Below are 26,531 nucleotides of genomic sequence, written 5' to 3'. Positions count from 1 at the left end.
GCTGACCGGACATGAGCGAGAAACTCGTCATCATCGGCAACGGCATGGCCCCCGGCAGGATGCTCGAGCACCTGCTGGAAGCTGCACCCGACCGCTACGCCGTCACCATCTTCAACGCCGAGCCGCGCGTGAATTACGACCGCATCATGCTGTCGCCGGTGCTTTCGGGCGAGAAGGAGTTCGAGGAAATCGTCATCCATGGCGACGGCTGGTACATCAAGCACGGCATCACCCTCTACAAGGGCCACAGGATCGTCGCCATCGACCGCGACGCGAGGACCGTCACCTCGGACCACGGCGTGACCGAAGGCTACGACAGGCTGATCATCGCCACCGGCTCGGTGCCGTTCATCATCCCGGTGCCGGGCAAGGACTTGCCGGGCGTGCTCAGCTACCGCGATCTCGACGACGTCAACGCCATGCTGCTTGCCGCGCAGTCGCGCGCCAAGGCGATCGTCATCGGCGGCGGCTTGCTCGGCCTTGAAGCGGCGGCCGGGCTTAAAGAGCGCGGCATGGACGTGACCGTCCTGCACGTCATGCCGACACTGATGGAGCGCCAGCTCGATCCGGCTGCCGGCTATCTGCTGCAGAAGGCCGTCGAGGCGCGCGGCATCAAGGTCATGACCAAGGCCAACACCAAGGCCATTGTCGGCAATGGCAAAGTCGAGGGCGTCGAACTCATGGACGGCACGATCATTCCGGCGACGCTGGTCGTGATGGCGGTCGGCATCCGCCCGAATATCGCGCTGGCCAAGGACGCAGGGCTGGAAGTCAATCGCGGCATCGTCGTCGACGACCGCATGCAGACATCCGATCCGGCGATCATGGCGCTCGGCGAATGCGCCGAGGTCGGCGGCCATGTCTACGGGTTGGTCGCGCCCCTCTACGAGATGGCCCGCGTCGCGGCAGCCGGGCTGGCGAACGGCGAGGACAGGCGCTTCGTCCATTCCGACACGCCGACCAAGCTCAAGGTCACCGGCATCGACCTTTATTCGCTCGGCGACTTTGCCGACGGCGACGACCGCGAGGAGATCATCCTGCGCGACGCATCGGCCGGCATCTACAAGCGGGTCGTGCTGCAGGACAACCGCATCATCGGCACGGTGCTGTTCGGCGAGACCGGCGACGGCGCCTGGTTCAACGATTTGAAGAAGAAGGCGACCGACATCTCGGAGATGCGCGACACGCTGATCTTCGGCCAGGCATTCCAGGGAGGCGCTTCCTCGGACCCTTTGGCGGCCGTTGCGGCACTGGCGGATGATGCGGAAATCTGCGGCTGCAACGGCGTCTGCAAGGGAAAGATCACCGGCGCGATCACCGGCAAAAGGCTGACCGGGCTCGACGACGTGCGCGCCCACACCAAGGCCTCGGCTTCGTGCGGCTCGTGCACGGGTCTCGTCGAACAACTCCTGAAACTCACGCTGGGCGAGGCCTACAATCCGGCGGCCGTGCAGCCCATGTGCGGCTGCACGAGCCTCGGTCATGACGACGTGCGGCGCCTGATCAAGGCGAAGGGGTTAAAAACGATACCGGCCATCATGCAGGAGCTCGAATGGAAGACCTCCTGCGGCTGCGCGAAGTGCCGGCCCGCGCTCAACTACTATCTGGTCTGCGATTGGCCGGACCAATATGCCGACGACTATCAGTCGCGCTTCATCAACGAGCGTGTGCACGCCAATATCCAGAAGGACGGCACCTATTCGGTCGTGCCGCGCATGTGGGGCGGCGTCACCAGCGCCGGTGAATTGCGCGCCATCGCCGACGTGGTCGACAAGTTCGGCATCCCGACGGTGAAGGTGACCGGCGGCCAGCGCATCGACATGCTTGGCATCCGCAAGGAGGACTTGCCGGCGGTGTGGGCCGATCTCGGCAAGGCCGGCTTCGTCTCGGGTCATGCCTATGCCAAGGGCCTGCGCACGGTGAAGACCTGCGTCGGCTCCGACTGGTGCCGTTTCGGCACCCAGGATTCGACGGGGCTGGGCATCCGCATCGAGAAGTTCATGTGGGGTTCCTGGACCCCGGCCAAGGTGAAGATGGCGGTCTCGGGATGCCCGCGCAATTGCGCCGAAGCGACCTGCAAGGATGTCGGCGTGGTCTGCGTCGATTCTGGCTACGAGATCCACTTCGCTGGCGCCGCCGGCCTCGACATCAAGGGCACCGAAGTGCTCGGTCTGGTGAAGACCGAGGACGAAGCGCTGGAGGTGATCGTGGCGCTTGTCCAGATGTATCGCGAGCAGGCCCGCTACCTCGAGCGCATCTACAAATGGGCCAAGCGCGTCGGTGCCGCCGAGATCAAAAAGCAGGTCCTGGAGGACGTGGAGAAGCGCCGCGCCTACTTCGAGCGCTTCGTCTTTTCGCAAAAATTCGCGCAGGTCGACCCGTGGTCCGAACGCGTCTCCGGCAAAGACAAGCACGAGTTCCGGCCGCTGGCCTCGGTCGGGTTCGCCGAGGCGGCCGAGTGATGGAGAAGTTCGCGCCATCCTGGACGCTCGCCTATCAAGCAAATACGGGAGTGCCCCAATGAACTGGATCGCAATCGGCTCCGTTTCCGACGTCCCTCGCCGCGGCGCGCGTTGCGTGGCCACCCCGCAAGGCAAGATCGCGGTTTTCCGCACCGCGGATGACCAGGTCTTTGCGATCGAAGACCATTGCCCGCACAAGGGCGGGCCGCTCAGCCAGGGCATCGTCCATGGCGCGGCGGTGACCTGCCCGCTGCACAATTGGGTGATCTCGCTGGAGACCGGCAAGGCGCTCGGCGCCGACGAAGGCTCGGTTAGGACGATCCCGGTCAGGATCGAAGGCGAACGGCTGTTCATTGCGCTCGAACCGTTGGCCTCGAAAGCGGCCTGAGCCATGGAAGAAGCACGCGAGGTGAGGACCACCTGCCCCTATTGTGGGGTGGGGTGCGGCGTGGTGGCCGAGATCGCCGCGGGTGGCAAGGCAACCGTCCGCGGCGATCCCGAGCACCCGGCCAATTTCGGCCGCCTTTGCTCTAAGGGTGCCGCGCTTGCCGAGACGCTCGGCCTCGATGGCCGCTTGCTTCAGCCGGAAATCCAAGGCAGGCAGACGAGTTGGGACGAAGCGCTCGACCTCGTCGCCGCGAAATTCTCGGACGCGATTGCCGAGCATGGGTCGGACTCGGTCGCCTTCTATGTCTCCGGCCAGTTGCTTACCGAAGATTACTACGTCGCCAACAAGCTGATGAAAGGCTTCATCGGCTCGGGCAATATCGATACCAATTCGCGGCTGTGCATGGCGTCGTCGGTCGCCGGCCACCGCCGCGCTTTCGGCGAGGACATCGTTCCCGGTGTCTATGAGGATTTCGAGCACGCCGATCTGATCGTGCTCACCGGCTCCAACACCGCATGGTGCCACCCCGTGCTCTACCAGCGCATGCTCGCGGCGCAGCGCGAACGCGGAACCAGGATCGTCGTCATCGATCCGCGCCGCACCGCCACGGCCGACGAATGCGACCTGCACCTGGCGCTTGATCCGGGCACGGACGTGCTCTTGTTCAACGGCCTTCTGGCGCATCTCGTCCAGAGCGGAAAGATCGACGCGGATTTCATCCGCACCAGCACATCGGGCTTCGAAGCCGCTGCCGCGCTGGCCGGTGCCGATGCGCCGTCGGTCGCGCGCGTCGCAAAAGGCTGCGGGCTGGTGGCCACGGATGTCCAGGCCTTTTATGAGATCTTCGCCGGCACCGAACGGACGGTCACCGTCTACAGCCAGGGCGTCAACCAGTCGGCACATGGAACCGACAAGGTCAGCGCCATCCTCAACTGCCACCTCGCCACCGGCCGCATTGGCAAGCCAGGCATGGGGCCGTTCTCGGTCACGGGCCAGCCGAACGCCATGGGCGGCCGCGAGGTGGGGGGCCTCGCCAACCAACTTGCCGCGCACATGGACTTCGCGGATCAGGCCGCTGTCGAGCGGGTCTCCCGCTTCTGGAAGGCGCCCGGAATCGCGCGACGCGGCGGGCTGAAGGCCGTGGACATGTTCCAGGCGGTTGCCGACGGCCGCATCAAGGCGCTGTGGATCATGGGCACTAATCCCGCGGTGAGCATGCCGGACGCGTCGCGCGTGCGCGCCGCCCTGTCCAAATGCGATTTCGTCGCGGTTTCGGATGTGACCCGCACCGACACCACGCGCTATGCCGACGTGCTGCTGCCCGCCGCTGCCTGGGGCGAGAAGGACGGCACGGTCACAAATTCGGAACGGCGCCTCTCGCGTCAGCGGCCGTTCGTGCCGTCGCCGGGCGAAGTGAAAGCCGATTGGCGCATCATCTGCGAGGTCGCCGCGCGCATGGGCTTCGGCGATGCTTTTGCCTACCAGACGCCGGCCGAAATCTTCCGCGAGCATGCCGCGCTCTCGGCTTTCGAGAACAATGGGGGGCGCATATTCGATCTGGGCGCCCTGGCGGATATGAGCGATGCGGGCTATGCCGGCTTCGCGCCGCGCCACTGGCCGACACCAGAACGGCGCGAGTACCAGACGAGATTGTTTGCCAACGGTCATTTCCCGACACCGGACGGCCGTGCGCGTTTCGTGCCGGTGCGGCAGGAGGCGACGGCGTTCACAGTCGATGCGGACTATCCGCTTGCCCTGAACACGGGCCGGCTGCGCGACCAATGGCACACCATGACGCGTACCGGCACCGTGCCGCGCCTGATGGCCAACGCGCCCGAACCGGCGGTCGACCTCAATCCGGCGGATGCAGCCGCGCACCAGCTCAAGGATGGCGACCTTGCCCATCTGTCGACGCGCTTCGGCTTCGTGCGCGCGAGAGTACGTGTGACCAACGCGCAGCGGCGCGGCCATGCCTTCATGCCCATGCATTGGAGCGGCCAGTTCGCGGCCAGGGCCGCCGCCGGCCTGCTGTCCTCGCCTGTTACCGACCCGCATTCCGGCCAGCCGGAACTGAAGCATGTCCCAGCCAGAATCGTGCGCGAAAACACTGGATGGGCCGGCGTGCTCATCACGCGGCGCAATCTCAGGCCGACGGGTTTCGTCCACTGGAGCCGCTACACGGTCGAAGGCGGCTGGGTCTACGAACTGACGGGGACCGAGCCGCCGGACCAAGGCATTCTTCTGGCGCGCAAGCTGCTCGGCGTTCAACGGCAGGATCAACTGCTCGAATACACCGACCGCCGCGGGCTCGCTTATCGCGCCGCTGCGATCGACGAAGGCGGCGCCATGGCTGAGGCCGTGCTCGTCGCCGCTCCAGACCAGTTGCCGACGCAGGACTGGCTGATCTCGCTGCTGGCCACGCGCCAGCCGCTGTCGGCAGGCGATCGCCATGCGCTTCTTTCCGGGCGTTCGCCAGCGCCAATACCCGCCATCGGGCGGGTCGTGTGCTCATGCTTCCACGTCGGCGTCAGCCAGCTCGCTTCGGCGGTCGCTGCGGGCTGCGACAGTCTGGAGGCGATCGGCTCGACGCTGCGCGCCGGAACCAACTGCGGGTCGTGCCGCTCGGAGATAAGGGCGATCATCGACGCCCGGCACGTTCAGGCCGCCGAGTGAAATTCTCCGGAACAGCTCAGATCACCGCTTCTTCCAGGAACGGTTCGTTGCGCGGGATGCGCTCGTAACAGAACGGTGACAGGTCCAGCGTCTGGAAGGCGCCGTGAACGATCAGCTCCGACACCGCCCGCCCGACCGCCGGCGACTGCTGCAGGCCGTGCCCTGAGAAGCCGTTGGCGAACATGAAGTTCTTCACCTCCGGGTGAAAGCCGACGATGCCGTTGTGGTCGAGCATGTTGTATTCGTAGTGGCCGGTCCAACTGGTCTGGACCTTGAGCGCGTCGAAGGCCGGAATGCGGTGCCACAGCGCCGGCCAGATATAGTCGTCGAACTCCTCGAAATGCATTTCGAAATCGTCGTAATCGGCCGGCCCGTCGCCCTGCGGCGTGTTGCCGGTGAGGAAGAGCTCGCCTTCCGGGCGCACGAAAGTGCCGGAAAGGTCGATGACGTTGGGCATTCGCCCAGGGATCGGGTTGGCGCTGGCGAAGACGAAGCTGTAGCGCTTGTACGGGGCTACCGGGATGGAAAGGCCGGCCATGGCAGCGACCTGCTGCGCTCGCGGGCCGGCGGCGTTGACCAGGGTTCCGCAAGCGACTGTCTCGCCGGTCGCCAGCCGAGCGGAGACAACCCGCCCATCGACGACATCCAGTCCGGTCACGGCATTGTCGATGTACTCGACCCCGCTGGCGCGGGCGGCGCGGCGGAAGCCGTTCAACATGCCCATGGAATCGAACCAGCCCTCTTCGCGCGCACCCCACGAACCGCCGCCGAGATCGTCGACATTCAGCCAGGGGAAGCGTTCCTTCAGCGGACCCGGCTCGAGGAAGACGGTGTGGGCGCCGAGGCTGCGCTGCAGCTCGACCCGCTCCTTGGCCGCCTCCACGCCTTCCGGCGAGCAGCAATAGAGATATCCGTGCTCCTTGAAGCCGAGATCGGGCGCCGGCTCGTTCGTGTAGAAGGGCGCCATCCGCTCCTGGAAACCGCGGATGATCTCGATGCCGAACTGGCTGATCTTCACATTGATCGGATTGGAATATTGCTGGCGGATGGCGCTGGTGGAGAGCGCCGTCGAGGAGAATTCGTAGCTGGAGTCGCGCTCGACCACGAGGATCGAGGCGCCGCTGCCCAGCGCTTGGCTCAGCCAATATGCCGTCGACGAGCCGATGACGGCACCGCCGACGATGACGATGTCGTAGGCGTAGCGCGAGGGTGCTTTGTAAGGGGGGATCGCCACGGCCGTCTCCCGAGTCTAGAGGTTGAAGGACGCAATCAGGGCGTCCGAGCCCCGCGCCAGCAGGCCGAGGTCGGAACCGACGGCAACCATGGTGAAGCCGTCGGCGAGATAGCGGTCGGCGTCGGCCTTCACGGGAGCCAAAATCCCGCTCGCCTTGCCTGCCGCGGCCGTGGCCTTGCGCACGGAAGCGATCGTCTCCTGCACATGCGCAGCGCCGGGATTGCCCATCGCGCCCATATTCGCGGAAAGATCGCCGGGCCCGACAAACAGAACGTCCACGCCATCCACCGCTGCGATCTCAGCCGCATTGGCGACGCCGGCCGCGTCCTCGATCTGCACCGCCAACAGCTGCTGCTCGCGCGCTTTCGCATGATACCCGGCGATACGGCCGAAGGCGTTGGCGCGATGGCCGACCGAGAAGCCGCGGAAGCCGCCCGGAGCATAGGTCATCGCCGCGACGATTGCGCGCGCCTGGTCCGGTGTGCGCACATTCGGAATCATCAGGCTGCGGGCACCGACATCCAGGGCCTGCTTCATCAGGTTGGGATCGTCGGACGGCAGGCGCACCACCGCCTCGCACGGAAATGCCGCAGCGACCTGAAGCTGCGCCATGATGCTGCGCAGATCGTTGGGGCTGTGCTCGCCGTCGATCAGCAGCCAGCCCGCTCCGGAACCAGCCACCACTTCTGTGGTCAGCGCTGAAGCCAGCGAGCACCAGATGCCGATATGAGGCCGGCCGGCCTTAACGGCCGCCTTCAGCGAATTGACGCGCTCTTGCATTTGCGATCGGTCTCCAGTGGAAGAGGCATTGAAATTTGTATGATGTCCTATATCATACGCCTCCATTGAGCTGCAAGACGCTCTGGCGAGCACGGGAGTTGCGCATGAAAATCGGTTTCATCGGACTTGGCGTCATGGGCGCGCCGATGGCGCGGCATCTTGCCGATGCCGGGCACGAGATCGTCACGGTGCTCAATCGCTCTCCTCTGCCTGCCGATCTGAAAGCGTCGGTGCTGGCTTCCCCGGCGGAAGTGGCGCGGGTTTGCGAAATCATCATCACCATGCTGCCCGATACGCCCGACGTGGAGCGCGTCCTGCTCGGGCCGGGTGGCGTGCTCGAAGGGATTTCAGCCGGCAAGCTGGTCATCGACATGAGCTCGATCAGCCCGATCGCCACCGCGCAATTCGCGGCGAAGTTCAGGGAAGCGGGAGGCGGCTTCCTCGACGCACCCGTCTCCGGCGGCGAGGTCGGCGCAAAAGCGGCGAGTCTCACCATCATGGTCGGCGGGCCGGCTGCCGAATTCGAGCGCGCGCTGCCCATCTTCGAAAAGCTCGGCAAGAATATCACCCTGATCGGCGAGAAGAACGGCGCCGGCCAGACCTGCAAGATAGCCAACCAGATCATCGTCGCGCTCAACATAGAAGCCGTTGCCGAAGCGCTTGTTTTTGCCAGCAAAGCGGGCTGCGATCCGGCGAAGGTCCGAAGCGCGCTGATGGGCGGCTTCGCCTCGTCCCGCGTGCTCGAAGTGCATGGCGAGCGCATGATCGCCCGCACCTTCGCCCCGGGCTTCCGCATCCGCTTGCACCAGAAGGATCTCAACCTCGCGCTCGAAAGCGCCCGCGCGCTTGGAGCCGCCCTGCCGAGCACGGCGCTGGCGCAGCAACTGATGAATGCCTGCGCGGCCCGCCCGGGCGGCGCGGAAGCAGACCACTCGTCGCTCGTCCGGGCTCTCGAGGTCCTGAGCGATCATGAACTGTCAAACGGAAAGGAATAACCGATGCGCGGAACCGGCAAGGCCGATGTCTTCGTCATGCTGGCCCATCCCGTGGGCCACGCGAAAAGCCCTGGCATCTTCAACGAGATCTTCGAGCAGAAGGGGCTCGACAGCCTGATGGTGCCGCTGAGCTGCCGTCCGGAAGACTTCGATACTTTCTGGGCCGGCATCACGGCGGCGGAGAACATCCGCGGCGTCATCATCTCGGTGCCCTATAAGGTCCCGGTCTACCACAAATGCGCCGCCGCCCACGATCGCGCCGCGCGCGTGCAGAGCGCGAATTCCGTGCGCCGGCAGGCGGACGGCACCTGGTATGCCGACAATTTCGACGGCGTCGGCTTCATCGACGGCTTGAAGGCCGGCGGACACCGGATCGCCGGCCGGCGCATCCTCCAGGTCGGCGCAGGCGGTGCGGGCGCATCGCTGACCTACTGCCTCGCCGAGGAAGGCGCGACGGAGATCCGCCTCGCCGACATCGACAGGGAACGCGCGCAAAAGCTCGCTTCGCTGGCCAGCAGGTCGTTCCCCGATTGCCGCATCGAGGTCGGCGAACCCGATCCGTCCGGAATGGACATGGCGATCAACGCGACGCCCTCCGGGCTGAAGGCCGGCGATCCGCTGCCGATGGATGTGAACAAGCTGACGCCGGAGATGACCGTGGTCGACATCATCATGGAGCCGGCCGAAACGGCCCTGCTCAAGGCGGCGAAAGAGATCGGCTGCCGCATCCAGCCCGGACGCCCGATGATGGACTTCCAGGTCGAGGCCATGGCCGCATTCTTCGACATCGAGCGAAAGGAGCGCCACAATGGCTGAGGCTTCGACCGCGGTCGTCATCGGCGGCACGTCCGGGATCGGCCGCGCTATTGCGGAGCGCTTCGCCGAGGAAGGCTACCAGGTGGTCGTCGCAGGCCGGGACGCGAGCCGCGGCAAGGAAGCCGCCGAGGCCTGCGAGAGCGCCGGCGCCCCACGCGCCGTGTTTGTCCAGACCGATGTCGGCGATCCCGCTTCCGTCGAGGCGCTGGCGCAAGACGTCAGCAATGCGTTCGGCACCCCTCATGTCGTGGTCAACTGCGCCGGCATCCTGCAGAGCGGCAAGCATGTGCTCGACCAGGACCTCACCGAAGACGAGCAGATGTGGCGGATCAACTATCGCGGCACGCTGCTTGGCTGCCAGCTGTTCGGCCGGCTGATGTCGGCCGCCGGGCGCGGCGCGATCCTCAATGTCGGCTCGCTCGCCTCCTTCGCGCCGCTGTCGCTTCCGGCCTACACGCCCGGAAAGCATGCGGTCCTGGCGCTCACCCAGATCCTGGCTGCCGAACTCGGCCCGCATGGAGTCCGTGTGAACGCCGTAGCGCCGGGCTATACCCTCTCCGACGGGCTGAAGGCCAGGATCGCCAAGGGCGAACGCAACCCGGAAGCGATCCAGGCCACCACCGCGCTGCGCCGCTTCGTCGAGCCGCGCGATGTCGCCGAGGCGGCGCTGTTCCTCTGCTCCGACCGTGCCGCCTCGATCACCGGCGTCACGCTGCCCGTCGATGCGGGCTGGCTCGTCCAGGCGCCGTACGCGCAGTACCTGCAGGGCAACCCCATCCGGCAGACGCCGGCAATCTGACGAGGAAGATCCAGTGGGCGATATCCAACGCTTCGACTTCGACACCCGCATCCATCATGGCGTCATCCACAACGGCACGCTCTACCTGACCGGCCAGGTTGCCAAGCCGGGCCAACCGGCGGCCGACCAGATGCGCGAGGTGCTCGCCAAGATCGATGTCCTGCTCGCCAAGGCCGGCACCGACAAGACCCGCATCCTCCACGTCCAGATGTGGCTGGACGACGTGCGGGATTTCGACGAGGTCAATGCGGTCTGGGACGCCTGGATGCCGAAAGAGCATGCGCCGGCACGCTGTTCCGGCGAGGGGCGGATGGCCAAGCCCGGCATGCTGGTCGAACTGATCGTCACCGCGGCGGTTTGAATGGTCTCGCCGGTTCGGGCATCATCCCGAATCTGAACTTGAACGGCCCTAGTCTGGACTTGAACGGAAGGCCTGCATGACGAAGCGCAAGCCGCTTTCCACCGTCGTGGCGGAGAGCCTGGCCGAAAAAATCCGCTCCGGTGAGTTGCAGCCGGGCGCGCAACTGCCGACCGAGGCGGAGCTTTGCGCCGAATACGATGTCAGCCGCACCGTCGTGCGCGAAGCCGTGGCGCGGCTGCGCTCCGAGGGCATGGTGGTGCCGCAGCAGGGTCGCGGCATGTTCGTCAGCGAAACACCCGTGCCGCGCAATTTCTCGATCCCGGACGAGGCGCTGAGAACCTTGCCGGAAACCATCGCCTTGCTCGAACTCAGGTTGAGCGTCGAAGTCGAATCCGCCGGGCTCTGCGCCGAACGCCGCACCGACAAGGAGGCGAGCGACATCCGTGCCATGATGGATGACATCGACGCGCAGCAGGCCGACCCGGCAGCGGTCCAGATCCACTACGACTACGATTTCCACCTCGCGATCGCCAAGGCCGCGCGCAACGAATTCATCCATGGCTTCCTGGCCTATCTCGGGCCGATGATCGTGCCGCGCTTCCAACTCGGCTACGTCGTCGAGCCGGCCCTGAAGGACAGCTATTACGCGCGCATCCACAGCGAGCACAAAGCCATCGTCCATGCCATCGAAAGACAGGATGGCGGCAAGGCCCGCCAGGCCATGCGCAAGCATCTGCACAACAGCCTCGGGCGCGTTCGCGCCCTCGCGCGGGCTTCCGGAGTCGAGGCGACCGACGCGGAGCAAAAGGCCGCCGCAGCCTCGCTCTTCACCAAAATGAAAAGGCCTGCGCCAACGGCCGGTTAAGGCCGGGACGGGTTCGATCCTTCGCGTGAGCACCGAATGCGACTTGCCGCGCGTTTGCGAAAGCCGTGTTTTTGTTCCACCGGCGACCGGAAACCCTCTCCCGCGCGCCGACGGGATTGTTTTCCTTTGGTTCGCAGCGTTGGAGGCCGCGCAGGCAGCGTGGAACGTTTGAGCTGCCGGAAAGGCTCTCGAAAGTTTATCTTTCCTTTTTGCTGCTTTTCTTGGTTTCGCGGCACCGGTCGAGGCCGCAGACTAAGATCAGGCAATAGGGGAAGCCCACGTGACGACAGCCTTCATCACAGGTGCGACGAGCGGCATTGGGCGAGCCATCGCCATCGCGTTGAGCGACGCCGGCTACGACGTCTACGCGGTCGGTCGCAGCCAGGCGGCGCTGAAAGAACTGCAGGCCGAGCGTCCTGGCATCCTGCCGATCGCCGTTGACGTTACCGACCGCGAGGCTTTGGAATCGGTCCTGGCCGATCTCACAATCGATGTACTGATCAACAACGCCGGCATCATGCCGCCGCTCGGCAATTTCGCCGACATGACGATCGCAGACATCGACACCACGTTGGAGGTGAACCTCAGCGCGGCGATCCTGCTCACCCGCCTCGTCGTGCCGCAGATGCGCGAGCGCCAGTCCGGCCACATCTTGTTCACCGGCTCCACCGCCGGCCACGCGGCCTATTCCAACATCGCCGTCTATTCGGCCACCAAGGCGGCGATCTCCGGCTTTGCCGCTGCCTTGCGCGCCGACCTCTCGCCGTCCGGCATACGCGTCACCGAGATCGTCGCCGGTCGCGTCGAGACGCAGCTCTACAAAGGCATCCTCGACGCCGACGCCCGGGCGGCGATGTACGCCGGAAAAGTAGTGCAGCCGGACGACGTGGGCAGGATGGTCGTCGCTGTGCTGGCGCTCCCCGCATGGGCCGACGTTACCCGTTTCGATATCATGCCGACCTGGCCGACCTCGCCCAGCGGCACCAAGTAAGGAAAACTGCAATGAAGGATCTTTCCGTTCTGATCGTCGGCGGCGGCGCCGGCCTTGGCGCCCTTCTCGCCCGCATGGCTGTGGAGGCCGGGGCGGCAAAGATCGGCATCATCGACATCAACCAGGAAGCCGCTGAGAGCGCTCTCGACGCGGCGAAAGCCAAGGGCCTGCCCACGGCTGCCGCAGCTTGCGACATCCAGGTCGGACCGCAGTGTCACGCCGCCTTCGACGCCATTGTCGCGAAGCTCGGGCGCGTCGACACGCTGATCAATTGCGCCGCGATCTATCCTCGGCGTCCGCTCCTCGAGATCACCGACGCCGAGTGGGACGCCTCCAACGGCATCAACATCAAGGGCACGTACCACATGATGGTGGCGGCCGTTCGCCACATGCAGTCGCAAGAGCCAAAAGCGCATGTGCGTGGAAGGATCGTAAACCTCACTTCCGTCGACGCCTTCAAGGCGCATCCGCAGAACGCCCATTATGCGGCGACCAAGGCCGCCGTCGTCAGCCTCACGCGCTCCTTTGCCCATCACGTCGCCAAGGACGGGATTTTGGTGAATTCCGTCGCGCCCGCCGGCATGGCCACCGAGAAGGCCAAGGCGCTCGGTTTTCTCGAGGAATTGGCCAAGGCAAGCCCGCTCGGCCGCGGCGCCGAGCCGATCGAGATCGCCGAGTGGGTGCTCATGACCGGCGGCCCGAAGAACACCTATATGACCGGTGAAAACGTAATCGTTTCAGGCGGTTACATCTACGCCTGAATCGGTTTTCATAAGCCGGCGGCGTCTGAAATCCAGCAGTGCATGATCAACGGAGTCTCGAACGAAAGGAGGCGGACCTCACGATGACCGGCAAGCTTCGCCTTCCTTCGCTCAATGCGCTTCGCGTCTTCCACGCCGTCGCACAGCACAAGAGCTTCCGGCAGGCCGCCGACGAGCTCCTGGTGACGCCGCAAGCCGTCGGTCAGCAGATCAAGCTCCTGGAAGACACGCTGCAGGTGACGCTGTTCGAGCGCAAGGGGCGCTCGATCGAACTGACTGAGTCGGCGATCTTGCTCTCGCACTATGTCAAAGCCGGCTTCGACGAATTTTCCGAAGGCGTTCGCCGCGTCACCAAATCGAACTACCGGGACCGCATCAATCTTAATGCGAGCCCCTACTTCGCAACGCACTATCTGCTGCCCAGGCTTTCATTGTTCCGCGAGATCCTGCCGGGCGCTGATCTGCGCCTGACGACGATGGTCGACCTGCCCGATTTCGGGCGTGACGACATCGATATGACGGTGCAGTGGGGCTATGGCAACTGGCCGGACTACGAGACCACGCTGCTGGTGCCGGACCCGAAGATCATATGCTGTACCCCGGCGATCGGCGAGAAGATCAAGTCGGCGCAGGACCTGACGCGGTTCACGCTGCTCGACACCGTCAAGTCGAAGCGGCTGTGGCCCGACATATTGCGGCACCTCGGAGTGGAACTGGCTGAGGGCGACCGCAGCATCGGGTTCGATGACGCCGCCACCATGCGCCGTGCGACGCTCCAAGGCATCGGTGTCGGCCTGGTTTCCGTCATCGATGCCGAGGAGGACTTCAGGTCGGGCGCGCTGGTCGCGCCACTTGGCCGTGACGCCCTCTCGGACATGAAGCCGGAAGAAGTCCCCGGCTTCTACCTCGTCATGCCGCGCGGGCATCTGCGCGTGAAGGCGGTGGCCGCCCTGCATCGCTGGCTCGTCCAGCAGGATTGGGGCAGCGACCTCAAGCTTTCTCTGCCGAAACCGACACCGCTCTCCGATTAGGAGCGGCTTCGCGACCGAGGGCCGAAGCGCGTGTTTCGGGCCTCCAACAACAAGAACAAGTGAACCTCAACAGTGGAGACAACAAACATGAAAATGACGAAATGGGGGGCCGCAGCCATGGCCCTTGGCCTGGTTCATTTTGCGGCGCCGGCCGAGGCGGCGGGCGGCAAGACGCTGGAAACCGTGAAGGCGCGCGGCGTGCTCAACTGCACGGGCCATGACGGCTCCTATCTCGGCTTCGCCGAGGTAGACGACAAGGGCAACTGGAAGGGCATGGACATCGACCTCTGCAAGGCGGTGGCGACCGCCGTGTTCGGCGACCCGGCCAAGCTGAAGATCGTCCCGATCAGCTGGGCGCAGCGCTGGCCGTCGCTGCAGTCGGGGGACGTCGACATCATCATCAAGGCGTCGGGCGGCACGCTCAGCCGAGATACCGAGCTCGGCCTGCAATTCTCGATGTCCTATTACCTCGGAACGACCAAGGTGATGGCGCATAAGGAGCTCAATCTGAAGTCGCTCAAGGACGCCGATGGCGGCTCGATCTGCATCCCCGCGGGGACGACCATCGAGCAGCAGGTCGCGGCCTATGCGCAGAAGGTCGGGATCAAGCTGGAGCCTGTCGTCATCGAAAAGACGGAAGAGCTCGAGCAAGCATACTTTTCGGGGCGCTGCGACATGTATGCCCAGTGGGGGCCAGTTCTCGCAATCGCGCGTGTCGCCAAGGGCAAGGTCGACGACCACGTGATCCTGCCCGACGTGCTCGCCGTCGAACCCGAGGTCATGATCGTGCGGCAAGGCGACGACAACTGGGTCGACGTCGCCAACTGGACGCTCTCCGCCCTGCTCTTCGCCGAGCAGGAAGGCATCACGTCCAAAAATGTCGATGAGATCAAGGCCAAGCCCACGTCGCCGGCAGTTGCCAAGTTCCTGGGTGCCGCGCCAGGCATGGGCAAGGGTCTCGGACTTCCTGACGACTGGGCTTACAACGTGATCAAGAAGGTTGGCAACTACGGCGAGATCTTCGATCGCGATCTCGGCAAGGAGTCGCCCTACAAGATGGATCGCGAGCTGACCAACCTCTGGAACAATGGCGGCGTCCTGTTCCCGCTGGTGATCGACTGACTCCACCTCTCAACGCAGCTCGCTCTGAGCTCCGCCTGGCACCGCCAGGCGGAGCCGGCGACAATTCGGGGAAGACCATGATGGTCAGCCTGCTAAGAAATCAGAGGGTCCGCAATACGCTTTTACAGGTTCTTTATGTCGGCTCGATTGCCGCGATGATCCTTGCCTGCGTGATGATCGCCCGGCGGAACCTGGCGCAGCAAGGCATCACCTCCGGCTTTGACTTCCTGTTCAAGTCGACGGGCTGGGATGTCAACTTCTCGCTGCTGCCCGCCACCGCCAACGACCCCTACTGGTGGTTCGTCCTCATCGGCGTCATCAACACGCTATTCCTAGGATGCACCGGGCTGATCCTGGCGACGATCGTCGGCACCATCGTCGGCCTGGCGCGGACCTCCTCGAACGAGCTGGCGCGGCTGCTTGGCCGCACTTATGTCGACATTTTCCGCAACATCCCGCTGATCCTCCAGGTCTTCTTCTGGTACGCCGTCATCACGCATCTGCCGACGCCACGCGCCGCGCACGAGGCCTTCGGCATTCTGCTGACCAGCCGCGGCCTCTATGTGCCGGTCCCCAATGTCGGCGGCGTCGCGTTTGCGGCAGCTTTCCTTGCCGTAATCGCGGCGATCGCGCTGCCGGTTTGGCTGGGCCGGACCACGCGCCTCAGCCAACCGCCCGGCGAGCGGCTCGGCATTCAACTGACCGCGGCCGCGACGGCACTGGCCAGCGCAGTCATTGTCCTTGCGCTGGGCCGCCTGCCGGACCTGCCGCTGCTCGACTTCCCTGCCCTGCAAGGTCTCAATCTCAAGGGTGGCCTGCGCATCCCTCCCGAATTTTCCGCTTTGGCCATCGCCATCGCCATCTATGGCGGCTCCTATATCGCCGAAATCGTGCGTGGCGGCTTCAAGGCCGTCGGGAAGGGCCAGATGGAGGCCGCACTTTCGCTGGGGCTGAGCCCCTGGCGCGTGTTCACGCTGGTGCGGCTGCCGCTGGCGCTGCGTGCCATGCTGCCGATCCTCGCGAACCAGTATGTCTGGCTGATGAAGGCGACGACCATGGGCATTGCGGTGGGCTTCACCGACTTCTTCATGATCGTGGCGCTGACCATCAACCACTCCGGCCAGACGCTGGAAGCGATCGGTATCCTGATGGCAGGGTTCCTGGCGATCAATCTCAGCCTGGCCGCCGTGTTCAACCGCATCAACAAAACCATTGCCCTCAAGGGCAATCAGTTGAGGGGGTGAGTGATGGAGATGGTAATTGTCGCTCCCCCTGCCCCTGGCAAGCTCGAAGACGTGAGGCGCCGTTTCTTCGCCACGCCGCTGCAGGCGCTGTTGTCGCTGACATCCCTGACGATCATGGCTTTCGTTCTCTGGAAGCTGCTGAACTGGGCGGTGTTCTCAGCGGTGTTCACCACCAGCGGCGGGCCCGAGGCCTGCCAGGCGGCGGCAGGAGCCTGCTGGTCGGTCATTGCCGCCAGGTGGCGCATCATCCTCTTCGGCCTCTATCCCTTCGAGGAGCAATGGCGCTCGGCCTTGGCCTGTGTGGCCGTCGTGGTCATGACCGTGCTGAGCTGCATCCCGGCCTTTTGGACCGGTAGCCGCATCGCGCTCGTCTGGGGCGCCGGAACGGCGCTCTACTATGTACTGATGAAAGGCGGCGTGCTCGGTCTTCCCTATGTCGGCGAGGAAGCCTGGGGCGGGCTGGCGCTCACCCTTTTCATCTTCGTCACCACCTGCCTGATCGGCTTCCCGCTGGCGATCTGCCTGGCTCTCTTGCGCCGCTCGGAGCTGCCCTGGATATCCAGGACCACGGGCCTGATCATCGACGGAGTGCGCTCGCTGCCGCTGATCTCTATCCTCTTCACCTTCGCCGTCGTGCTGCCTTTCGCGCTGCCGCAATGGATGGCAGGCGACAAGCTGTACAGAGTCATTCTCGGCTCGGCCCTGTTCTTCTCGGCCTATCAGGCCGAGATCGTGCGCGGCGGCATGCAGGGCGTTCCGAAGGGCCAGGAAGAAGCCGCCATGGCGCTCGGCATGAGCTACTGGCAGCGAATCGGCCGCATCCTCCTGCCGCAGGCCATGCGCAACGCGCTGCCGGCGACGATCAACCAGTTCGTGATCTCGTTCAAGGAAACCTCGCTGGTGGTTATCGTCGGTTTCTTCGAGATCCTCGCTTCCGGCAATGCCGCCTACGGCACCGGCGAATGGCGCTTCGCCTATGTCGAGGTCTATGCCTTCATTGCGTTGATCTATTTCGTCTTCGTCTTCAGCCTGTCCCGCTACGGTGCTTACCTCGAGCGCCGCATGTCGGTCGGCGAACGGTAGGGAGGCGCGCAAAGTGAATTCGACGCAGTCATCTGGCGCCGCGGTTCATATCGAGAACCTGGACAAATACTACGGCTCTTTCCACGCGCTGCGGAACATAAACCTTTGCGTGAAGCGCGGAGAAAAGATCGTCGTCTGCGGCCCCTCGGGCTCCGGCAAGTCGACCATGATCCGCTGCATCAATCGGCTCGAGCAGCACAATGGCGGGCGCATCACCGTGCTCGGCACCGAGCTCAACGACGATGTCGGCAACATTGACGGGATCAGGCGCGAAGTCGGCATGGTGTTCCAGCACTTCAACCTGTTCCCGCACATGACCGTGCTGGAGAACTGCATGATCGCACCGATGATCGTGCGCAAGCGACCGCGCGCCGAGGCCGAGGCGACCGCCCGGCGCTATCTGGAGAAGGTCCGCATTCCCGAGCAGGCGACGAAGTTTCCCGGACAGCTCTCCGGCGGCCAGCAGCAGCGGGTGGCGATTGCGCGCGCGCTTTGCATGCAGCCGCAGCTCATGCTGTTCGACGAGCCGACGTCGGCGCTCGACCCGGAAATGATCGCCGAAGTGCTGGACGTCATGGTGACCCTTGCTTCGGACGGCATGACGATGATCTGTGTCACGCACGAGATGGGCTTCGCGCGCCGCGTCGCCGACCGCGTCATTTTCATGGACAGCGGCGAAATCGTCGAGGAGGCGCCGCCGGAGCAGGTCTTCACCTCTTGCCGGAACGAGCGCACCCGGCAATTCCTGTCGCAGGTGCTGGGTCATTGAGCCAGGCGCCGCTGCTGTCTATACGCGGCGTGCCACACATCGCAGGTATCGCAATGACCGACCCCGTGACCGCTTTGCGCGAGATTCTCGGACCGAAAGGCTGGCTTTCGGGCACCGACGCCAAGCCTTATCAGCGCGACTGGCTGAACCGCTATGGCGTCGCGCCTTTGGGCGTTGCCAGGCCCGCAAACACGGCCGAAGTTGCGGCAGTCGTCAAGGCATGCCGGATGGCGGGCTTGGCCGTGATTCCGCAAGGCGGAAACACCGGCCTATGCGGCGGCGCCGTCGCCGATCGGGCGAGCGCGGTGATCGTCTCGCTTTCGCGCATGACGGCAATAGGCGAACCGGATCCGGAGAGCGGGTCGATAGCGGTTGACGCGGGCGTTGTGCTCGCCGCGTTGCACGACGTGCTGGAGCCGCATGGCCTGATGTTCCCGATGCATCTCGGCGCCGAAGGCAGCGCCAGGATCGGCGGCCTGATCGGCACCAATGCCGGCGGCAGCCAGGCGTTTCGCTATGGCATGATGCAGGACCTTGTGCTCGGCCTCGAAATCGTGACCCCGGACGGCGCGATGTGGGACGGCCTTCGCGCGGTGCAGAAGGACAATGCCGGCTATCAGCTGCGCAAGCTGTTCTGCGGGGCCGAAGGCACGCTCGGCATCGTCACGCGCGCTGTCCTCAGGCTCTATCCCACCCCAAAACAACAGGCGAGCGCGCTTCTGGTAATGTCCGACTTCGCCGCGGCCGTTTCCTTCGGCACCTATCTGCGCGGCGAGGCCGGCGAGTTCCTTGCCGGGCTCGAATTCTTCTCCGATGTCGGCCTGACGCTGGCGCTCAAAAATCTGCCTGATCTCGCCTACCAGCTGGAAACACGAGGCGACGTCTACCTGCTCGTCGAACTGGCGTCAGGTTCGGCGCGCGTTCCGCTGGACGAGATCCTCGATTCGGCACTGGAATGGGGTATGGAGGAAGGTCTGGTCGTGGATGGCGCGCTGGCCAATTCGGGCGCGCAGCGGGCGCAATTCTGGCGGCTGCGCGAGGAACAACCCGAGGGGCAGCGGCTGGAAGGCGAACAGTTGAAGCACGACATCTCGGTGCCGCCGGGCGCCATCGCCCGCTTCATCGAGACCGGCGCCGGGATTTGCGACGACATCCTGCCCGGCGTGCGGATCAACCCGTTCGGGCATCTCGGAGACGGCAACATCCACTACAATCTGTCGCCGCCGGAAGGCCGCGCCGATTTCGACGGCAAGGCGGGACAATTTGCCGAGGCGCTGGCTGCGCTCGCTACCGAGATGGGGGGCAGCTTCGCGGCGGAACATGGGCTTGGGCGCGCCAAGATCGCCATGGCCGAGCGGAATCGCAGTTCTGTGGAGCGGGAACTCATGGCGCGGCTGAAGGGCGCGTTCGACCCGCAGGGCACGATGAATCCCGGTGTCCTGGTTCGAATTGCAGAATAAAGAAAAACTTTCGAATGGATCGCATTTCTTGATTTCGCGTCGGCCCGCCAGAGTGCAGGTATAAGTTCGAAAGGCAGGCTCCGTCTGCTTGCCACCAGCGTAAGAGGATGCCGAAGCATGGTCCGCAATGGCGGTCGCCTTCTTGTCGAGTGCCTGATCTCGCTTGGCGCGACCAAGAGCTTCGGCGTTCCCGGCGAAAGCTATCTCGCCGTTCTCGACGCGCTGCACGACACGCGTGGAAAGCTGGACTACGTGCTCTGCCGCAATGAGGGCGGTGCGGCTTTCATGGCTTCCGCCTACGGCAAGCTGACGGGCACGCCGGGCATTAGCTTTGTGACGCGCGGCCCGGGCGTGACCAATGCCAGCATCGGCGTGCACACCGCCATGCAGGACAGTTCGCCGATGATCCTCTTCGTCGGCCAGGTCGGCACCGACATGAAAGGCCGCGAAGCCTTCCAGGAAATAGACTACCGGGCGGTGTATGGAACCGTCGCAAAATGGGCGGTCGAGATCGATGACGTCAATCGTCTTCCCGAAATCGTGGCGCGGGCCTGGACCACCGCTTTGACCGGACGGCCCGGCCCCGTAGTGGTCGCGCTGCCGGAAGACATGCTGACGGCCATGACCGGAGCCGCGCCGCTCGGCGGACCGGCGTCTGTCTTCGAAGCGGCGCCGGCACAGGAGGCAATTGCGTCGGCATTGAAGATGCTTGCCGCCGCCGAAAATCCGGTGCTGCTGATGGGCGGCACCAACTGGACGGCTGACGGACGCGCGGCGCTTCAGGCTTTCGCTGAGGCCTCCGATATCCCGGTCGTGACAGCCTTCCGGTATCAGGACCAGTTCGACAACCATTCGCCGGTGTTTGTCGGCGAGGCCGGCGTCGGGATGGTGCCGCATGTGAAAAACCTGATCCGCGATGCGGACGTGATCCTCGCCGTCAATGTCCGCTTCGGCGAGATGACGACCGACGGCTACACCCTGCTCGAAGTTCCCGTACCGCGCCAGAAGCTGATCCACGTGCACGGCTCCGATCGCGAGATCGGCAAGATCTATGTGCCCACGATCGGTATCCATGCCGGTCCGAACGCCTTCGCCAAGGCGCTCACCCCGATCAAGGGTTCTTGGGCCGACTGGCGCACGACGGCACGCAAGGCCTATGAAGGCACGTTCGCTGCGCCCGTGCAGCCCGGCCCGGTCGACATGGTCGCGGTCAGCACCTGGCTGCGCGAGAATCTCCCGGCCGACGTCATCCTTGCCAACGGCGCCGGCAATTTCACCGTGTGGCCGAACAAGTTCTTCAAGTTTGGACCGCAAGCGCGCCTGCTTGCGCCGCAATCCGGCGCCATGGGCTATGGCCTGCCGGCCGCGATCGCGGCCAAGGTCGCATACCCGCAACGCACCGTGGTCTGCTTTGCCGGTGACGGCGATTTCCAGATGAACTGCCAGGAACTCGGAACCGCCATGCAGGCCGGCGCGCAGCCGATCGTGCTGATCGTCAACAATGGCATCTACGGCACCATCCGTGCCCATCAGGAGCGCAACTATCCGGCTCGCGTCTCCGGAACCTCGCTCGAGAATCCCGACTTCGTGGCGCTGGCGAAGGCCTATGGCTTTCACGCCGAGCGGGTCGAATCCACGGGGGATTTCGCGGCGGCGTTCGAGCGGGCGCTTAGCTCGACGACCGGCGCCGTCCTCGACATCGCCATCTCGCCCGAAGCGATAACGCCCCGGCAGACCCTCTCTCAGATGCGCGACGCCGCGCTCGCTTCCCAGAAGGCCAAGTCATGACCTCCAGAACTGACGACATCCGTCTCGGCGCGGACATCGGCGGCACCTTCACCGACATCGCCCTTGATGTCCGAGGGACGATGTTTTCGACCAAGGTGCTGACCAACTATGCGGCTCCCGAGCAGGCGATCCTCGACGGCATCGCCATCGTCATTCGCGACGCCGGAATTTCGCCGTCCGAGATCGGCATCATCATCCACGGCACGACACTCGCCACCAACGCGCTGATTGAGCGCCGTGGCGCGAAGACCGCGCTGGTCACGACGGAAGGGTTCCGCGACGTGATCGAGATGCGAACGGAAAACCGCTTCGAGCAGTATGATCTGAACCTGCAACTGCCGACGCCGCTGATTCCGCGCGAGGATCGCTTCACCGTCAAGGGCCGCATCGGCGCGGAAGGCCAAGAGCTGCAGCCGCTCGACGAAGCCGCTCTGGAGGACATCGCCGACCGCATTGCGGCGGGTGGTTTCGGCTCGGTGGCGATCGGCTTCATCCATGCCTATGCCAACCCCGACCACGAGCGCCGGGCGCGCGAGATCCTCGCCAGAAAACTCGGCATCCCGATCTCGATCAGCGCCGAAGTCTCGCCGCAGATGCGTGAGTTCGAACGCTTCAACACGGTCTGCGCCAACGCCTATGTGCGGCCGCAGATGGCCGACTATCTCGCCCGCCTGCAGACGCGCCTGAAGGACATGGGCGCGGATTGCCCCGTCTTCATGATCCATTCCGGCGGCGGCCTGATCTCGGTGGGGACCGCTTCGGAATTTCCGGTCCGGCTGGTCGAATCCGGCCCGGCGGGCGGCGCGATCTTCGCCGCAGACATCGCCAGGCGCTTTGGTCTTGAGAAGGTCGTCTCCTACGACATGGGCGGAACCACCGCCAAAATCTGCCTGATCGAGGACTATGCGCCGCGCACGGCGAGAACCTTCGAAGTGGCGCGCACCTACCGCTTCTCGAAGGGCTCGGGCATGCCGATCTCCATCCCGGTTATCGAGATGATCGAGATCGGCGCCGGCGGCGGTTCCATCGCCTGGGTCGACGCCATGGGCCGTATCCAGACCGGGCCGGAGAGTGCCGGCTCGGAGCCGGGGCCGGCCTGCTACGGGCGCGGCGGCAAGCGTCCGGCGATCACGGATGCCGATCTCGTGCTCGGCAAGCTCGACCCCGACAATTTCGCCGGCGGGGCGATCAAGCTGGACAGCACTGCGTCCGAGCAGGCGATTCTGCGCGATGTCGGCGAGCGGCTGTCGCTCGATGCCATGTCGACTGCCTTCGGAATCTGCGAGGTAGTGGACGAGAACATGGCCAATGCTGCCCGCGTCCATGCGGTCGAGAACGGCAAGAACATATCCGACAATCTGATGATCGCCTTCGGCGGCGCCGCCCCGCTTCACGCGGCGAGACTGTGCGAAAAGCTCGGCATCGACCAGTGCATCGTTCCGCGCGGCGCCGGCGTCGGCTCGGCGATCGGCTTCCTCAAGGCGCCGTTCGGCTACGAGGCGCTGGCCTCGAAGCTGACGCGCCTGTCGCGGTTCCAGCCTGCCGAAGTGAATGCCCTGCTCGCCGATCTCAAGGCCTCCGCCGAGGGTTTTGTGCGCGGCGGCGCCAGCGGCAGGATCGTCTGCGAAATCACCGCCTTCATGCGCTATGCCGGCCAGGGCTGGGAAATCCCCGTGCCGGTGGCAGACGAGCCGTTCGGAGACGATGCCGTTGCAGAACTCAAGGCGTTGTTCGAGGAGAATTACCAGCGCTTCTTCGGCCGCGCCATCGAGGGGCTCGACGGACTGGAAATCGAGATCGTCACCTGGTCGGTCAAGGCGACGGATGTTCGTCCCGCCGTCGCCAGGCACGAGCTCACAACTGGCAAGACAACGAGCGAACTCAAAACGACCCGCGAGGTGTTCGATCCGGTCAGCGGCGCACCGCGCAGCTACGGCATCGTCGAGCGCGACTCGCTCCGCCCCGGCGATCGGATCGCGGGCCCCGCGGTCATCGTCGAGCGCGAAACTTCCACCGTCGTCACCACCAGCTTCGACGCCGTCATCCAGAGCGACGGCGCGATCCTACTGATCCGCAAAGGCAGCCAGGCATGAGCGATATTGGCGAAATCCGCATGCAGGTCATGTGGAACCGATTGATCTCGGTGGTCGAGGAGCAGGCGCTCACCCTGCTGCGCACCGCCTTCTCGACTTCGGTGCGCGAATCCGGCGACCTGTCGGCTGGCGTGTTCGACCCGCGCGGCCAGATGCTTGCGCAGGCAGTCACCGGCACGCCGGGCCACGTCAACACCATGGCCGAGGCGGTGCTGCATTTCATGCACGAAATCCCGCGCGACCAGATGTTCGAAGGCGACACCTACGTCACCAACGATCCCTGGCAGGGCACCGGCCACCTGCACGACATCACCATGGTGTCCCCGTCCTTCCTCAACGGCGAGCTCGTCGCCTTCTTCGCCTGCACGGCACATGTCGTCGATGTCGGCGGGCGCGGCTTTGGCGCCGACGGCAAGTCGGTCTACGAGGAAGGCATCCAGATCCCGATCATGAAGTTCGCGGAAAAGGGCAAGGTCAATCTCGATCTGGTCAGGATCCTGCGCGCCAATGTGCGCGAGCCCAACCAGGTGGTCGGCGATTTCTATTCGCTCGCTGCCTGCAACGAGGTCGGGCACCGGCGCCTCGTCGACATGATGAAGGAGATCGGCCTGACCTCGCTGGATGGGTTAGGCAATTTCATCTTCTCGCGCACCCGCGACGCCATGCTGGAACGCATCGAGGCGCTGCCCAAGGGAAGCTGGTCGAACGAGCTGGTGACCGACGGCTACGACGAGCCGGTGAAACTCGCGGCCACGGTGTCGGTCCGCGAGGACCATGTCGAGGTCGACTTCACCGCCACCGACCCGATGAGCCGCTGGGGCATCAACTGCCCGATCATCTACAGCAAGGCCTATGCCTGCTATGCGCTGAAATGCATGGTGGCGCCCGACATCCCGAACAATGCCGCCTCGCTCGCCTTCTTCACCGTGTCGTCGCCGGTCAACATCCTGAATGCCGTGCGGCCGGCCCCGGTGGCGTTGAGGCACATCTTCGGCCACATGGTGCCCGATCTGGTACTTGGCGCGTTCTCCAAGGCGTTGCCCGGAAAGATCCTCGCCGAAGGCGCCGGCGCGCTGTGGAACATCCACATTTCGGCGCGGCCCGTCGCCGGCGCGTCCGGCCGCCGCGCCGAAGTGCTGATGTTCAACTCCGGCGGCATGGGCGCGCGGCCTGAGCTCGATGGGCTGTCGGCGACGGCCTTCCCGTCCGGTGTCCATACGATGCCGATCGAGGCGACGGAGCATACCGGTCCGATCGTGATCTGGCGCAAAGAGCTGCGGCCGAATTCCGGCGGCGACGGCGAGTTCCGCGGCGGCCTGGGTCAGATCATCGAGATCGCCGCGACCGACGGCCACGAGTTCGACTTCTCCGCCATGTTCGACCGAGTGAACCATCCCCCGCGCGGGCGCAATGGCGGCGAGCCCGGCGTCGCCGGCGTGGTCAAGCTCGACGACGGCACAAAGATGCGCCCCAAGGGCTGGCAGCACGTCCCCGCCGGGCGGCGGCTGATCCTCGAACTGCCGGGCGGCGGCGGCTATGGCGATCCGGCCAAGCGCAGTGCCGCCGCGCGGGTCAACGACCGATCCAAGGGTTACATCTCGGAGAACGACCAATGAGTTACGTTGCCTCGCGCCTCTCGGCGGTGAAGCCTTCGGCTTCCATGGCGGCTTCGCAGGCCGCCAAGGCGCTGCGCGCCAAGGGTGTGGACGTGATCGACCTCGGGTTGGGCGAACCCGATTTCCCGACCCCGCTTCACATCATCGATGCCGCCCATTTCGCGGCGAAAGCAGGACAGACGCTCTACACCGCTGCCGCTGGCACCATCGAAGTGCGCGAAGCCGTGGCCGGCAAGTTCCGCCGTGAGAACGGGCTGGACTACACGGCCGACGACATCGTCGTCGCCAACGGCGCCAAGCAGATCATCTTCAACGCCCTGATCGCGACGCTGGAGCCAGGCGACGAGGCGATCCTGCCGGCGCCCTATTTCGTCTCCTATCCCGAAATGGTGAAGCTGCTCGGCGGCACGCCCGTCGTCGTCGAATGCCCGGAGACCACAGGTTTCCGGCTGACGCCGGCGCTGCTGGAAAAGGCAATCACGTCAAGGACAAAGTGGCTTTTCCTCAACATGCCCGGCAACCCGTCTGGCGCGGTCTATTCCGCGTCCGATCTCAAGGCGCTGGGCGCGGTCCTGGCAAAACACCCGCAGGTGCTGGTCCTTTCCGACGAGATCTACGAGCACATCCTCTTCGACGGACGCGAATTCGTCTCCTTCGGCAAGGCCTGCCCCGAGCTCAAGGACCGCACCCTGATCGTCAACGGCGTCTCGAAGTCCTACGCCATGACCGGCTGGCGCGTCGGCTACGCAGCCGGCCCCGCGCCACTCATCAAGGCGATGTCGACGATCCAGAGCCAGTCCTGCACCTCGGTGTGCTCGATCGCACAAGCCGCGACCGTCGCCGCCCTCAACGGGCCGCAGGATGAAGTCGCGCGCTTCCGGCAGGCCTTCGAGGCGCGCCGCAACCTGGTAGTGGACGGCATCAGGAAGATAAACGGACTGACGTTGTCGCCGCCGGAGGGCGCCTTCTACGCCTATATCGGCTGCGCCAGCCTGATCGGCCGCAAGACGCCCAAGGGCCTCGTCCTGGAGGATGACGCGGCCGTGGCCAACTATCTTCTCAACGAAGGACGCGTGGCGTCGGTGCCGGGTTTCGCCTATGGACTGTCACCCTATTTCCGCATCTCGACGGCGACCGGCGAAGGGGTGCTGGCCGAGGCGATCTCGCGGATCAATGCCGCCGTCGCGCAAGTGGAGTAAA

At 64.9% G+C, this 26,531-nt stretch carries 22 protein-coding genes; 20 read left to right on the top strand and 2 right to left on the bottom strand.

Going from position 1 to position 26,531, the window contains the following annotated elements; all coding sequences use genetic code 11:
* Positions 1-11 precede the first annotated feature (11 nt).
* Genes nirB through P9217_RS17195 form a run of 3 tightly spaced genes read left to right on the top strand, consistent with a single transcriptional unit; the run spans position 12 to position 5,523 of the window.
* Positions 12-2,462 carry a nitrite reductase large subunit NirB gene (nirB, locus tag P9217_RS17205; protein WP_278087334.1) on the top strand — a complete coding sequence of 817 codons (2,451 nt, stop codon included), beginning with the start codon at positions 12-14 and terminating at the stop codon, positions 2,460-2,462.
* 58 nt (positions 2,463-2,520) lie between these two features.
* On the top strand, positions 2,521-2,850 hold the full coding sequence (nirD, locus tag P9217_RS17200) for a nitrite reductase small subunit NirD (protein WP_128371899.1): 330 nt from the start codon (positions 2,521-2,523) through the stop codon (positions 2,848-2,850).
* Between the two features lie 3 nt (positions 2,851-2,853).
* Positions 2,854-5,523 carry a nitrate reductase gene (locus P9217_RS17195; protein ID WP_278087333.1) on the top strand — a complete coding sequence of 890 codons (2,670 nt, stop codon included), beginning with the start codon at positions 2,854-2,856 and terminating at the stop codon, positions 5,521-5,523.
* Positions 5,524-5,539: 16 nt separating this feature from the next.
* Here P9217_RS17195 and P9217_RS17190 read toward each other — a convergent pair whose 3' ends face one another.
* Complete coding sequence (locus P9217_RS17190; protein ID WP_095829414.1) at positions 5,540-6,757, bottom strand: FAD-dependent oxidoreductase; 1,218 nt, start codon at positions 6,755-6,757, stop codon at positions 5,540-5,542.
* Positions 6,758-6,772: 15 nt separating this feature from the next.
* Entirely contained in the window at positions 6,773-7,537 is a 765-nt protein-coding gene (locus P9217_RS17185) for an HpcH/HpaI aldolase/citrate lyase family protein (protein WP_278087332.1), read from the bottom strand.
* Positions 7,538-7,641: 104 nt separating this feature from the next.
* Between P9217_RS17185 and P9217_RS17180 the strand changes: the two genes are divergently transcribed.
* From P9217_RS17180 to P9217_RS17100, 17 genes are all read left to right on the top strand, one after another.
* Positions 7,642-8,532: a 2-hydroxy-3-oxopropionate reductase gene (locus P9217_RS17180; RefSeq protein ID WP_067328800.1), complete on the top strand. Its 891-nt coding sequence runs from the start codon at positions 7,642-7,644 to the stop codon at positions 8,530-8,532.
* A gap of 3 nt (positions 8,533-8,535) precedes the next feature.
* Positions 8,536-9,348: a shikimate dehydrogenase gene (locus P9217_RS17175; RefSeq protein ID WP_278087331.1), complete on the top strand. Its 813-nt coding sequence runs from the start codon at positions 8,536-8,538 to the stop codon at positions 9,346-9,348.
* Positions 9,341-10,147, top strand: coding sequence for an SDR family oxidoreductase (locus P9217_RS17170; RefSeq protein ID WP_095779437.1), 807 nt, complete (start codon positions 9,341-9,343; stop codon positions 10,145-10,147). The genes P9217_RS17175 and P9217_RS17170 overlap by 8 nt, the downstream gene beginning before the upstream one ends.
* Before the next feature lie 13 nt (positions 10,148-10,160).
* Positions 10,161-10,508: a RidA family protein gene (locus tag P9217_RS17165; protein WP_278087330.1), complete on the top strand. Its 348-nt coding sequence runs from the start codon at positions 10,161-10,163 to the stop codon at positions 10,506-10,508.
* A gap of 76 nt (positions 10,509-10,584) precedes the next feature.
* Positions 10,585-11,373, top strand: a complete 789-nt coding sequence (locus tag P9217_RS17160; protein ID WP_164747247.1) for a FadR/GntR family transcriptional regulator — start codon at positions 10,585-10,587, stop codon at positions 11,371-11,373.
* Positions 11,374-11,653: 280 nt separating this feature from the next.
* A complete protein-coding gene (locus P9217_RS17155; RefSeq protein ID WP_127245854.1) occupies positions 11,654-12,364 on the top strand; it encodes an SDR family oxidoreductase in 711 nt (236 codons plus the stop codon).
* An 11-nt stretch (positions 12,365-12,375) separates the two neighbouring features.
* Positions 12,376-13,125: an SDR family oxidoreductase gene (locus P9217_RS17150; RefSeq protein WP_278087329.1), complete on the top strand. Its 750-nt coding sequence runs from the start codon at positions 12,376-12,378 to the stop codon at positions 13,123-13,125.
* Positions 13,126-13,208: 83 nt separating this feature from the next.
* Entirely contained in the window at positions 13,209-14,156 is a 948-nt protein-coding gene (locus tag P9217_RS17145; RefSeq protein WP_066992107.1) for a LysR substrate-binding domain-containing protein, read from the top strand.
* A gap of 87 nt (positions 14,157-14,243) precedes the next feature.
* Positions 14,244-15,278 (top strand): amino acid ABC transporter substrate-binding protein, encoded by a 1,035-nt coding sequence (locus P9217_RS17140; RefSeq protein WP_082980382.1) that lies wholly within the window; start codon positions 14,244-14,246, stop codon positions 15,276-15,278.
* 77 nt (positions 15,279-15,355) lie between these two features.
* Entirely contained in the window at positions 15,356-16,522 is a 1,167-nt protein-coding gene (locus P9217_RS17135; RefSeq protein ID WP_278087328.1) for an ABC transporter permease subunit, read from the top strand.
* A gap of 3 nt (positions 16,523-16,525) precedes the next feature.
* Positions 16,526-17,605 carry an amino acid ABC transporter permease gene (locus tag P9217_RS17130; protein ID WP_278087327.1) on the top strand — a complete coding sequence of 360 codons (1,080 nt, stop codon included), beginning with the start codon at positions 16,526-16,528 and terminating at the stop codon, positions 17,603-17,605.
* A 13-nt stretch (positions 17,606-17,618) separates the two neighbouring features.
* Positions 17,619-18,374 (top strand): amino acid ABC transporter ATP-binding protein, encoded by a 756-nt coding sequence (locus P9217_RS17125; protein WP_278087326.1) that lies wholly within the window; start codon positions 17,619-17,621, stop codon positions 18,372-18,374.
* 53 nt (positions 18,375-18,427) lie between these two features.
* Positions 18,428-19,834 carry an FAD-binding oxidoreductase gene (locus P9217_RS17120; RefSeq protein ID WP_278087325.1) on the top strand — a complete coding sequence of 469 codons (1,407 nt, stop codon included), beginning with the start codon at positions 18,428-18,430 and terminating at the stop codon, positions 19,832-19,834.
* Between the two features lie 117 nt (positions 19,835-19,951).
* Positions 19,952-21,622 carry a thiamine pyrophosphate-binding protein gene (locus P9217_RS17115; RefSeq protein WP_278087324.1) on the top strand — a complete coding sequence of 557 codons (1,671 nt, stop codon included), beginning with the start codon at positions 19,952-19,954 and terminating at the stop codon, positions 21,620-21,622.
* Entirely contained in the window at positions 21,619-23,715 is a 2,097-nt protein-coding gene (locus tag P9217_RS17110) for a hydantoinase/oxoprolinase family protein (RefSeq protein WP_278087323.1), read from the top strand. Before P9217_RS17115 ends, P9217_RS17110 begins: the two co-directional genes overlap by 4 nt.
* Positions 23,712-25,331: a hydantoinase B/oxoprolinase family protein gene (locus tag P9217_RS17105; RefSeq protein WP_278087322.1), complete on the top strand. Its 1,620-nt coding sequence runs from the start codon at positions 23,712-23,714 to the stop codon at positions 25,329-25,331. The genes P9217_RS17110 and P9217_RS17105 overlap by 4 nt, the downstream gene beginning before the upstream one ends.
* Positions 25,328-26,530, top strand: a complete 1,203-nt coding sequence (locus P9217_RS17100) for a pyridoxal phosphate-dependent aminotransferase (RefSeq protein ID WP_127239877.1) — start codon at positions 25,328-25,330, stop codon at positions 26,528-26,530. The genes P9217_RS17105 and P9217_RS17100 overlap by 4 nt, the downstream gene beginning before the upstream one ends.
* The last annotated feature ends 1 nt before the right edge of the window (position 26,531 follow it).

The sequence above is a fragment of the Mesorhizobium sp. WSM4989 genome (assembly GCF_029625795.1).
In the GTDB taxonomy this organism is placed as follows: domain Bacteria; phylum Pseudomonadota; class Alphaproteobacteria; order Rhizobiales; family Rhizobiaceae; genus Mesorhizobium.
Note: the sequence above shows the minus strand (reverse complement) of the source record. Positions and strands in the feature narration are given on the sequence as shown.